Source organism: Pseudomonas sp. PB106, assembly GCF_009764645.1.
Classification (GTDB): domain Bacteria; phylum Pseudomonadota; class Gammaproteobacteria; order Pseudomonadales; family Pseudomonadaceae; genus Aquipseudomonas.
Genome location: NZ_RWIM01000018.1, coordinates 1 through 11,705 on the forward strand (window position 1 = coordinate 1; position 11,705 = coordinate 11,705).

General features: G+C 60.1%; 10 protein-coding genes. 8 read left to right on the plus strand and 2 right to left on the minus strand.

Annotation, left to right across the window (positions count from 1 at the left end; translation table 11 throughout):
* Positions 1-70 precede the first annotated feature (70 nt).
* Positions 71-517 carry a response regulator gene (locus EJA71_RS03630; protein WP_158954382.1) on the minus strand — a complete coding sequence of 149 codons (447 nt, stop codon included), beginning with the start codon at positions 515-517 and terminating at the stop codon, positions 71-73.
* 252 nt (positions 518-769) lie between these two features.
* Between EJA71_RS03630 and EJA71_RS03635 the strand changes: the two genes are divergently transcribed.
* From EJA71_RS03635 to EJA71_RS03670, 8 genes are all read left to right on the plus strand, one after another.
* Complete coding sequence (locus tag EJA71_RS03635) at positions 770-2,710, plus strand: putative nucleotidyltransferase substrate binding domain-containing protein (RefSeq protein ID WP_158954384.1); 1,941 nt, start codon at positions 770-772, stop codon at positions 2,708-2,710.
* Positions 2,707-3,414, plus strand: coding sequence for a PolC-type DNA polymerase III (locus tag EJA71_RS03640; RefSeq protein WP_158954386.1), 708 nt, complete (start codon positions 2,707-2,709; stop codon positions 3,412-3,414). The genes EJA71_RS03635 and EJA71_RS03640 overlap by 4 nt, the downstream gene beginning before the upstream one ends.
* A gap of 254 nt (positions 3,415-3,668) precedes the next feature.
* Positions 3,669-4,145 carry an RNA polymerase sigma factor gene (locus EJA71_RS03645; protein ID WP_256661316.1) on the plus strand — a complete coding sequence of 159 codons (477 nt, stop codon included), beginning with the start codon at positions 3,669-3,671 and terminating at the stop codon, positions 4,143-4,145.
* Positions 4,142-5,116, plus strand: a complete 975-nt coding sequence (locus tag EJA71_RS03650; RefSeq protein WP_158954391.1) for a FecR domain-containing protein — start codon at positions 4,142-4,144, stop codon at positions 5,114-5,116. The genes EJA71_RS03645 and EJA71_RS03650 overlap by 4 nt, the downstream gene beginning before the upstream one ends.
* A 231-nt stretch (positions 5,117-5,347) precedes the next feature.
* On the plus strand, positions 5,348-7,786 hold the full coding sequence (locus EJA71_RS03655; protein ID WP_158954393.1) for a TonB-dependent siderophore receptor: 2,439 nt from the start codon (positions 5,348-5,350) through the stop codon (positions 7,784-7,786).
* A 74-nt stretch (positions 7,787-7,860) separates the two neighbouring features.
* Entirely contained in the window at positions 7,861-8,991 is a 1,131-nt protein-coding gene (locus EJA71_RS03660; protein ID WP_158954395.1) for a PepSY domain-containing protein, read from the plus strand.
* Positions 8,988-9,167: a hypothetical protein gene (locus tag EJA71_RS03665; RefSeq protein WP_158954397.1), complete on the plus strand. Its 180-nt coding sequence runs from the start codon at positions 8,988-8,990 to the stop codon at positions 9,165-9,167. The genes EJA71_RS03660 and EJA71_RS03665 overlap by 4 nt, the downstream gene beginning before the upstream one ends.
* 208 nt (positions 9,168-9,375) lie before the next feature.
* Entirely contained in the window at positions 9,376-10,005 is a 630-nt protein-coding gene (locus EJA71_RS03670; protein WP_158954399.1) for a glutathione S-transferase, read from the plus strand.
* Positions 10,006-10,195: 190 nt separating this feature from the next.
* Here EJA71_RS03670 and creD read toward each other — a convergent pair whose 3' ends face one another.
* Complete coding sequence (creD, locus tag EJA71_RS03675; protein ID WP_158954401.1) at positions 10,196-11,566, minus strand: cell envelope integrity protein CreD; 1,371 nt, start codon at positions 11,564-11,566, stop codon at positions 10,196-10,198.
* Between the last annotated feature and the right edge of the window lie 139 nt (positions 11,567-11,705).

Consider the following 11,705-nt stretch of genomic DNA (forward strand, 5'->3'; position numbering starts at 1 on the left):
CCTTCGGCAGCTCCTACATGAGATCACCTGTAGGAGCTGCCGAAGGCTGCGATCTTTTGATCTTCAAACCTCAGGACTCGATACCTAATTCATGTTTCACCAACGCCAATAACTTCACCGTATCAATCGGCTTGAGCAGAAAATCCACCACGCTCAAATGCATCGCCGCAATCGCGTCCTTCACATCGGCATCGCCCGAAACGATGATGAACGGCATCGCCGCCCGCACCGACTCGCGCACTTGGCGGATCAGATCCAGGCCATCGACATTGCCCATGCGCAGATCGGTAATCACCAGCCCGATCGAAGGTTTCTCCGCCAGCATCTTCAACGCCGTTTCGCCACTGGCTGCGGTCATGCAACGAATGCCGTCCAACGCGAGAATCTCCGATAGCAGTTCCCGGGCATCCTTGTCGTCATCGACGATCAAGACGCGCTGCGGCGGCAGATCGGGTTCGAGCATCACTGCGCTGAGCGCTTCACGCTCGGCATCGCTCAAAATATCGTGGTCGGACATGGCGTTCTCTAAATGTTCAAATCAATCCCTTGGCAAGTGGTCAGACATCGCAGGGCAGAGCTTCAATGTGCACTTCGTCGGATTTTTTTCCAAGGGGGTAACCGAGGGAATTTCCGACTGTTTGCGTAGGGCATCTCCGAAACTTCGCCCATGGTGGCAAAACCTAGACTTACGTCCAATGGGCACCCTGTCCGTAGGGGCCGACCATGGCCATAACGATCCGACAACAACAATTCGAAAAAGACTGCGGTAATGGTTATGAGTAAAGCGGATGCCTTCACCCAGGCAGGGAAAACCGCGGTATTGCAGAACATTCAGGGCACCCTGCAATTCCTCCAGCGCTTCCCGCCCTTCAATCAGATGGAACACGCCCACCTCGCCTATCTGGTGGAGCAATGTCAGCTGCGGTTTTACGCTCAGGGCGAGAGCATCATCAAACCCGGCGACGGCCCGGTCGAACACTTCTATATCGTCAAGCAAGGCCGGGTGGTCGGCGAACGCCAGCACATCACCAAGCCCGGCACCGAGACCACTTTCGAAATCACCACGGGCGAATGTTTTCCCCTGGCCGCGCTGCTTGGCGAACGCGCGACGCGCACCGAACATCTGGCCGGCGAAGACACCTTCTGCCTGCAACTGAACAAACTCGCCTTCATCAAGCTGTTCGCCCTCTCCAACGCCTTCCGCGACTTCGCCCTGCGCGGGGTCAGCAGCCTGCTCGATCAGGTCAATCAGCAAGTGCAGCAGAAAGCCGTGGAAACCCTCGGCACGCAATACTCGCTGAACACCCGCCTCGGCGAACTGGCCATGCGTCATCCGGTGACATGCAGCCCCGACATGCCGCTGCGCGAAGCGGTGAAGCTGATGCACGAGCAACAGGTCGGCAGCATTGTCGCGGTGGATGAGCACAAGGCGCCGCTGGGGATTTTCACCCTGCGCGACTTGCGCCATGTCGTGGCGGAAGGCGTCGGCGATTTCAGCGAAGCCATCGAACACCACATGACCCGCGCGCCCTTCTACCTGTCGCCGGATCACAGCGCCTTCGACGCGGCGATCGCGATGACCGAACGGCACATCGCCCACGTCTGCCTGGTCAAGGATCAGCGCTTGTGCGGCGTGGTTTCCGAGCGTGATCTGTTTTCCCTGCAACGGGTCGATCTGGTGCATCTGGCGCGGACGATTCGCAGCGCTCAGCGCGTCGAACAGTTGGTGACCCTGCGCGGCGAGATCGGCCAACTGGTCGAACGCATGCTCGCCCACGGCGCGTCGTCGACGCAGATCACCCACATCATCACCCTGCTCAACGACCACACCGTGTGCCGGGTGATCGAACTGACCCTCGCCGAAAAAGGCGACCCCGGCATTCCGTTCACCTGGCTGTGTTTCGGCAGCGAAGGCCGGCGCGAACAGACACTGCACACCGATCAGGACAACGGCATTCTGTTCGATGCCCGCGACGCCGCGCATGCCGCAGAGATTCGCGGCAAGCTGCTGCCGATTGCCCAGCAGATCAACCACAGCCTGGCGCAATGCGGCTTCACCCTGTGCAAGGGCAACATCATGGCCGGCAACCCCGAGCTGTGTCTGTCACGGGCGGAATGGGCGCGGCGCTTTGCGGCGTTTATTCGTGAGGCAACGCCGGAGAACCTGCTGGGGTCGAGTATCTATTTCGATTTGCGCGTGGTCTGGGGCGATGAGCAAAGCTGCGAACAGTTGCGCCGGGGCATTCTTGATCAGGTCGGCGACAACCGTTTGTTCCAGCGCATGATGGCCGAAAACGCTTTACGCAATCGTCCGCCAGTGGGGCGTTTCCGTGAGTTTGTGCTGGCGCGCAAGAATGGCGAGAAAGCCACGCTGGATCTCAAGGTTCAAGGCCTGACGCCATTCGTGGATGGCGCGCGCTTGCTCGCATTGGCCAACGGCATCGACGCCAACAACACCCTCGAACGCTTCCGCCAGTTGGTCGACAAAGAGGTCATCGAACGGCTGGACGGCGCGGCGTATGAAGAGGCGTATCACTTCATTCAGCAGACGCGCATGCAGCAGCATCAGTTGCAGACCCGCGAGAATCTGCCGTACTCCAACCGCGTCGATCCCGACAGCCTCAATCACCTCGACCGGCGCATCCTGCGTGAATCCCTGCGCCAGGCCCAGCGCCTGCAAAGCAGCCTGACCTTGCGGTATCAGCTATGAGCCTGTTTTCGTGGCTGCGCCCGGCCAGTCCGATAGTGCCAGCGGAGTTGCAGCAGCGGCTGACCCAGTTGCCGACGATCAACGAACTGAACGAATGCACCCTGCGCGAACAGCGCTGGGTGGTGCTGGATCTGGAAACCACCGGACTCAACCTGAACAAGGATCGGGTGCTGTCGATTGGCGCGGTAGTGATCGAGGATGGCGCGATCGATTTCAGCCAGCAGTTCGAACGCACGCTGCAATGCCGCGAATTGAAGCTCAGCCCCAGCGTGCTGATTCATGGCTTGGGGCCAAATGCGATTGCCGCAGGCAGTGATCCGGCCGAGGCCTTGCTGGAACTGCTTGAGTTTATCGGCGACAGCCCGGTGCTGGCGTTTCATGCGCCATTCGATCAGCACATGCTCGGGCGCGCATTGAAGGAACATCTGGGGCACAAGTTGCAGCAAGTGTTTGTGGATGTCGCTGATATTGCGCCGCTGGTGTGCCCGCAGGCGCAGATTCGCGAGGCCGGGCTGGATGAGTGGATCGAATGGTTCAAGCTCGAAGTGTTCGAGCGGCATAACGCGAGTGCCGATGCGCTGGCCACGGCGGAGCTGGCGTTGATTCTGTTCAGCCGGGCGCGTCAGCAGCAGATTCATAGTCCGTTGAATTTGCAGCAGCGGTTGAGTCAGTGGAAGCGCCGCCAGCAAGCGCCATCCTTCTAAAGCCCCATCAAATCCCCCGGTAGGAGCTGCCGCAGGCTGCGATCTTTTGACCTTGGTCCTCAAAAACAAGATCAAAAGATCGCAGCCTTCGGCAGCTCCTACGGGTTAACCAAGCACATGATCTGACCAGTGGCCAATTGCTAACCATTCCCACCTCTGCCAGAATCGCGAACAATTCGCGTTAGTTAATATTTCCCAATCGGTGATATTCGGTGCCTTCAGCCCAAAGCCCTCACAGTGATGTCGTTGGTGCGATGTATCGCGACCATCGCGGTTGGCTATTGGCTTGGCTGCGCCGCAATGTGGCCTGCCCGCAACGGGCCGAGGATCTGAGTCAGGACACGTTCGTGCGCCTGCTCGGCCGCGATGAATTGCTGACGCCCCGCGAGCCCCGGGCTTTTCTGGTGGCGATCGCCAAAGGCCTGTTGTTCGATTACTTCCGTCGCGCCGCGCTGGAACAGGCTTACCTCACCGAACTGATGCTGATCCCCGAAGGCGAACAACCTTCTATAGAAGAACAGCAACTGATCCTCGAAGACCTCAAGGCCATCGACCGCTTGCTCGGCAAACTGTCGACCAAGGCCCGCGCCGCTTTCCTTTATAACCGCCTCGATGGCCTCGGCCATGCCGAGATCGCCGAGAAGCTCGGCGTTTCCGTGCCGCGTGTGCGCCAATATCTGGCGCAAGGCATCCGGCAGTGTTACATCGCCCTGTACGGTGAGCCGACGTGAGCCCGGCCAGTTCCAGACCGGTGCCGGCCCATGTGCTGGACGCGGCAATTGCCTGGCAACTGACCCTCGATTCGAGCACTGCGCTGGAACGCGAAGAGTTCGCCAAATGGCATGCGGCCAATGAAGAACACGCCCGCGCCTGGCGCCAGTTGGGCATGCTTGATCAGCGTTTCAACGTGGCCAAAGGTCCGGCCCGTAGCGCCTTGCTGCAATCGCGCGAGGGCATTCGCCGCCGCGTGCGCACGTTGGGCAGCGGTCTGGCCAGCGTCGTGGTGATCGTGGGGCTGGGGCTGTTCGCCAGTGAAAGATTTCTGCCGCTGGATTACTGGCTCGCCGATCAGCGCACCGCCACCGGTGAGCAACGCATCGTGCATCTGTCCGATGGCACCGTGCTCAATCTCAATACTCACAGTGCCGTGGATGTGCGTTTCGATGAGAAGCGCCGACTGATCGTGTTGCAGGAAGGCGAGATTCTGGTCGAAACCGGCCACGGCGATCCGCGGCCCTTCATCGTCGAAACCCGCGAGGGCAGCATGCGCGCCTTGGGTACGCGGTTCCTGGTCAAGCGCGAAGAAGAGGGAACGCGTTTGAGCGTGTTGCAGTCGGCGGTGGCGGCGCACGCACAGACGAATCCGCAAGAACAGATCCTGCGTGAAGGCCAGCAAGTGCTGCTGCGCAGTGATGGCTTGGGCTCGATTGTCGCCCTCAACCCCGGCGCTGATGCCTGGACGCGCGGCATGCTGGTGGTCGACAACGCCAGGTTGAGCGATCTGGTGCATGAGCTCGGGCGTTATCGTCGTGGGCATCTGGGCGTGGCGCCGGACGTGGCGGACTTGCGCATTACCGGCAGCTTTCCGCTGCATGACACCGACAAAGCCTTGAGCGCCCTGCTGCCGACCTTGCCGGTGCAAATCGAGCAGCACACGCCTTATTGGGTGACTGTCGCGAAGGCTGATTCCAAGTCTGATTAATGGTTTGTCTGAACGGCCGCCATCGCTGGCAAGCCAGCTCCCACAGGGAGCTGTGGTGAATATCAATTTTGTGAACAGCACTGAACCCTGTGGGAGCTGGCTTGCCAGCGATGAGGTCGCAGTAGCCTCCACTTTCAGTTAATCGAAATTATTTTCATCCAGCCCTATCACTTTTTCAGTTTCATCCGGCACACAGGCAATTGAGAAATATTTCCATTCAGGAGCCGCCGTATGTCCCGTTCGCTAGACACCTTGTTGCGCCCCAGTCTGCTGGCTGTCGCCATCGCGCTCAGCACGCCGCTGATCAGCAACCCGTTGCTTGCCGCTGAACAAGCGTCCAGCGTGCGCGCCTACAACCTGCCGGCGGCGCCGCTGTCGACCACCCTCAACCAGATCGCCAGCCAGGGTGGCCTCGCGCTGTCGCTGAGCCCAGCGCTGGCGGCGGGCAAGACGTCGGCGCCGGTCAACGGCCAATACGACGCGGCCGGCGCTCTGCGCGCGGCCCTGCGTGGCACCGGTCTGCAACTGGAACAGAGCGGCGCGGGCACTTACACCTTGGTCGCCGTACCTGACGGCGCGATGGCCCTGCCGGAAACCGCCATCATCGGTGTGGAAAACCTCGAAAGCGCCTGGGGCCCGGTCGAAGGCTACACCGCCAGCCGCACTGCCGCCGGCACCAAGACCGACACGGCACTGGTCGAAGCACCGCGCTCGATTTCCGTGGCCACCCGTCAGCAAATGGAAGACCGTGGCGTACACAGCCTCGACGACGCCGTGCGCTACATGCCCGGCATCACCGCCAGCAGCTACGGCAGCGACACCCGCATCGACTGGCTGCGCGTACGGGGTTTCGAGCCGACCCAGTACCTCGATGGCTTGGCACTGCCACGCGGTATCTACGCCAACCCGAAACCGGAAACCTGGAACCTCGACCGCCTCGCCCTGCTGCGCGGCCCGGCTTCTTCGGTGTACGGCCAGACCCCGCCGGGCGGCCTGCTGGACATGGTCAGCCGTCGTCCAAGCGCCGAGGCCAGCAGCGAAATCCAATTGCAGTACGGCAGCGACAATCACCGCCAGATCAACTTCGCCAGCACCGGCAAGATCGATGAAGCGGGCCAGTTCCTCTACGGCATCAGCGGCGTGGTGCGCGACAGCGATACGCAGATCGACCATATCGAAAACAAGCGCTACAACATCGCGCCGAGCCTGACCTGGAACATCGACGACGACACCAAGCTGACCCTGCTCACGCAGTTCACCCGTGACGATACCGGTGTCACCAGCCAGTTCTATCCGATCCAGGGCACCAAGATCGACATGCCCTTCGGCAAGATCTCCCACCACAAGAACCTCGGTGATCCTGACTACGACTTCTACGACCGCACCTACTACGCGCTCGGTTATGCCTTCGAACATCGCCTGAACGATGTCTGGCAGTTCAAGCAGAACCTGCGTTACACCAAGTCGGATCTGGCGTTCCAGACGGTCACCGTCAACAGCTACAACCCGTCGTTCGCCGGTTTCACCGTGGACGATCAGGGCAATGTCGGTCGCGGCACCACCAACGTCGATGAGGACATCAGCCAATTCGCCGTGGACAACAACTTCCAGGCTGACTTCGCTACCGGCGACATCCGTCATACCCTGCTGCTGGGTCTCGACCATCAGCGCAGCAACGACAACTACACCTCGATCTTCGGCAGCGCGCCGGAGATCAACGTCAACAACCCGATCTACGGCCAGACCATCGTTCGTCCACCGCGCTCCAGCGCGTTTTACGATTACGACCAGAAGACCACCCAGACCGGCCTTTACGTGCAGGACCAAATGGCTCTGGATCAGTGGCGTCTGACCCTGGGCGGGCGCGAAGACTGGGTGCACACCAGCACCAAATTCTTCAACAAGGACGACGCCACCAACACCCAGCGTGACAAGGCCTTCAGCGGCAACGCGGCGATCAGCTACGTGTTCGACTCGGGCTTCGTACCGTACCTGTCGTACGCCGAATCCTTCCAGCCGACCGCTGGCGCCGATGCCACCGCCACCGACTCGTTCAAGCCGACCGAAGGCAAGCAGTGGGAACTGGGCATCAAGTACCAGCCACCGGGCAGCAAAACCCTGCTCAGCGCGGCGGTGTATGACTTGACCCAGAAGAACGTCTCGGTCAACAGCATCGTCAACAACGTGACCATCACCAGCCAGACCGGCGAAGTGAAAGTCAAAGGCCTGGAGCTGGAAGCAGTCTCCGACGTGACCGACAACCTGAAAGTCATCGCCGCCTACACTCTGGCCAAATCCGAAGTGCAAAAAGGCGTCGACAAGGGCAATCGCCTGCAACTGATGCCGAACCAACAAGCCTCGCTGTGGACTGATTACACCTGGCATTCCGGCGTGCTCGACGGCTTCGGCATCGGCGGCGGTGTCCGTTACACTGGCAACACCTATGGCGACAAAGGCAACACCTGGCTGGGCAAAGCGGACGCCTACACCGTGTTCGACGCCGCCGTGCATTACGACCTCGGTCGTCTGGACAACAGCCTCAAAGGTGCGTCGCTGGCACTTAACGCGACCAACCTGTTCGACAAGGACTACATTTCCACCTGCGACGGCTTTTATTGCTACTACGGCGACCAGCGCAGCGTCATCGCCAGCGCTACTTACAAGTGGTAAGCGACTGAGCTGAACCAGGCCCTGTTACCAGGCCGTCCCTCGTGGACGGCTTTGGTGTTTTTGAAGGTCATGAAATGAAAAGTAAAACTATCCGTCGCTGGTCGTTCATCCACACCTGGACCAGTCTGATCTGCACCGTGTTTTTGCTGATGCTGGCGCTGACCGGTCTGCCGTTGATTTTCAGCCATGAAATCGATCATCTGATCGGTGATGCCCCAGAGTTGCGGGAGATGCCGGCCGACACGCCGCAGCTCAATCTGCAGCAACTGGTGGACGCGGCGCAGAAACATCGTCCCGGCGAAGTCATGCAGTATTTCGGCTATGACGACGAAGACCCGAACGCGGCCTTCGCGATCATGGCGAAAACCGCCGGTACCGAACCGAACTCGTCGCACACCTTCATGCTTGATGCGCGCACTGGTGAAGCGCTGGAAACGCCTTCGGCCAACGGCGGCTTGATGCTGTTCATCCTGCGCTTGCACGTCGACATGTTTGCCGGGCTGCCGGGCAAGTTGCTGCTGGCGTTCATGGGCTTGCTGTTTGTCGTCGCCATCGTGTCCGGGACGGTGTTGTATTTGCCGTTCATGCGCCGGCTGAAATTCGGCACGGTGCGTCAGGAAAAATCGACCCGTTTGCGCTGGCTCGACCTGCACAACCTGATCGGCGTTGTCACCCTGACCTGGGCGTTGGTGGTCGGCGTGACCGGCGTGATCAGCGCCTGCGCCGACCTGCTGATCGCCGCATGGCGCAACGATGCACTCACCGCGCTGATCGAGCCGTACCGCGATGCCCCGCCGCTGACGCAACTAGCACCCGCCACGCGTTTGCTCGACATCGCCGCTGAAGTCGCGCCGGGCATGAAACCTGACTTCATCGCCTTCCCCGGCACACGCTTTTCCAGCGAACACCATTACTCAGTGTTCATGAAGGGCGGCACGCATTTGACTTCGCACTTGCTGACGCCGGTGCTGATCGACGCCACCACCCTGAAGGTCACCGCCGTGGCCGAACGGCCGTGGTACATGGACGCCATGGGCATGTCGCAACCGCTGCACTTCGGTGACTACGGCGGCATGCCGATGAAAATCCTCTGGGCCACGCTCGATGTGCTGACCATCATCGTTCTCGCCAGTGGCGTATATCTGTGGGTGGTGCGACGCAAAGCGGCCAAGCCCGTGCTGGAAACGGCGGAGGCGTCTGCATGAAGCCGCGTCAATCGAATTTCTGGAAGGTGTTCAGCACGCCGCTGGTGATTGCGCTGCTGAGTGCAGCGGGGTTGTTTGCGGCGTTGTTGGGGGATGGGATCTGGGATGCGTTGAGCTGGGTCGGGCTGGGTGTGCCGGCGTTTGTGGCCATCAAGGGATTGCTGCTGCGCAGGTAGTTTTGGCGTTGTCGGTAATGGCCTCATCGCTGGCAAGCCAGCTCCCACAGGTTTTGCGATGAACGCAGATTTCAAGTTCGGCAGAAATCCTTGTGGGAGCTGGCTTGCCAGCGATGGCGGCCTTTGGAGCGCCACAAATTACCTCGCCAGCCTCGCCGCATCTGGCTAGGCTAACCTCCTGCTCTTCGACGATCACCGAGGTTCATCCATGTCCGCCCCAAGCATGACCCTGTACCACAACACCCTCTCCCCGTTCGTGCGCAAAGTGATGGTCTTGCTGCATGAGACCGGTCAGCAGGATCGCGTCGCGCTGCAAGACTGCGTGCTCAGCCCGGTCAGCCCGAGTGCGCAGCTCAATGTCGACAATCCACTGGGCAAGATCCCGGCCCTGCGTATGGCCGATGGCAATGTCATCCATGACAGCCGCGTGATCCTCGAATACCTCGACCAGCAGCACGTCGGCAACCCGCTGATCCCCCGCGAAGGTGCGGCGCGCTGGCGGCGCCTGACCCTGGCCTCGATGGCCGACGGGATCATGGATGCTTCGGTGCTGGTGCGTTACGAACAAGTGCTGCGCGCCCCGGAAAAGCATTGGGACGAATGGCTTGAAGCCCAGCGCGACAAAATCCGCCGCGCCCTCGCGGTGCTGGAACACGATGCGATTGCCGAGCTGACCAGTCATTTCGATGTGGCGGCGATCAGTGTGGCGTGTGCGCTGGGTTATCTCGACCTGCGCTTCCCGGATCTGGGCTGGCGCGACGCCAACCCGCAACTGGCCAACTGGTTCTTTGAAGTGAGCCAGCGACCGTCCATGATCGCGACCATGCCCAAGCCTTAGTTTTTTGGCGCCTGTTCCGGCCTTATCGCTGGCAAGCCAGCTCCCACAGGATTTGCGTCTTCACCGAATCCATTGTGGGAGCTGGCTTGCCAGCGATGGCACCACCTCGGTTCCACAGGCAAAAACCCGATAATCCGCGTCACCAACTCATCCTTCCAGCACTGATCCTCACGCAACCCCAGCGACCGGCTCATTGCATCGCCCCCACATCAAACTCCAGCGGCTTGCCCGGCTTCTGCCCAATCCCGTACCAATCCAGTTTGCGCGTGAGCACCATAAACACACCGAGCAGACCGAACAGCAACAACGAGCCCATCAACAACGCGTAATCCTCGGCACTCAACAATCCGTAGAGCAGGCCATACAACGCCGCCAACCCCGCCGAAAAACTCAAACCGTGACGCACGCTGTGCAGCACATGGCAGACGTAAAACCCGATCAACAACACACAACCACTGGCCGACAGCAGATACGCCAGAGCAAAACCGATGTGTTCCGACAACGACAGCAACAACAGATAAAAGAACGCCAGCGCCACGCCCACCAATGCGTATTGCACCGGGTGTACGGCCAGGCTCTTGAGCACTTCGAAGAGAAAGAAACCGGCGAACGTCAGGACGATGAACAGCAGCGCATACTTGATCGCCCGATCACTTTTCAGATACTGATCCACCGGGTCGATGAAGCTCACACCAAAGCTGCGCCCGTTAAACGCCTCGCAGTCATTGCTGCCCACACAACGGCTCATGGCGTCTTGCAGGTTGGTCGAAAAAAACGTGGTCTGCCAATCGGCGCTGAAGCCCTGATCGTTGATTTCGCGTTTGGCCGGCAGGAAGTTGCCGATAAAGCTTGGATGCGGCCAATTGGCGCTAAGGCTGACGCTGCTGGACTTGCCCACTGGCAGCACTTGCAGCGAGCCGGTGCCTTGCAGGCGCAAATCAAAACCGAAACTCAGCTCGGTGGTTTTGCTGGTGTCGAGCAGTGGTAGCGTCACCCGCACACCTTCGCCGAGCCAACCGACTTGCGTGCCGGGAACGAAGTCCAGGCGCTGGCCATCGAGTTCCAGTTTCAGCGCATTTTCGATGCCACGAATGTCGCTGATCCCGACCGCGAGAAACGGTGCATCAAACTGATAATCCGTGAAGTCCTCTTTGATGCCCAACTGCGCCGGCAATGAGAAGTGGCCGTTGATGCGGTTGTCGGCGTGGAACAACCGCGCCTCATAAATGCCCCGCGCGCGCAGTTCGGTTTGCACCTGACCGTCGAGTTCGAAACGCTCCGGCAGGAAGTACAAACGGCCGCGCTCTTCGCTTGGTTCGTCGTAGCGCTGGTTGGTTTTGTCGTTGGTTTTCCAGTTGTGAATCACTTTGCGATACGGCACCACCATCACCGGCCCGCGCAGTTGCTGGCTGTAGCTGGAGCTGCGCGCGATGTCTTCAAGCACGCCGTCGCGCAGTTGCTGGCGATCGTCGATGACACCGTCGATCATCAGCAGCGGGATCAGCAACAGCAGGATCAGCAGGGCGATGGCGCCGAGCTTGATGGTCAGATTCTTGTTCATGGGACTCTCCCTGTTTGGATGGGCAGAGTCTGGTGATCGGGTGTGGGGGTTTTGTGGGGGGAATGTGGAGATTGTGTGGAAAGATCAAAAGATCGCAGCCTTCGGCAGCTCCTACAGGGGCCCGCAACCCAATGTAGGA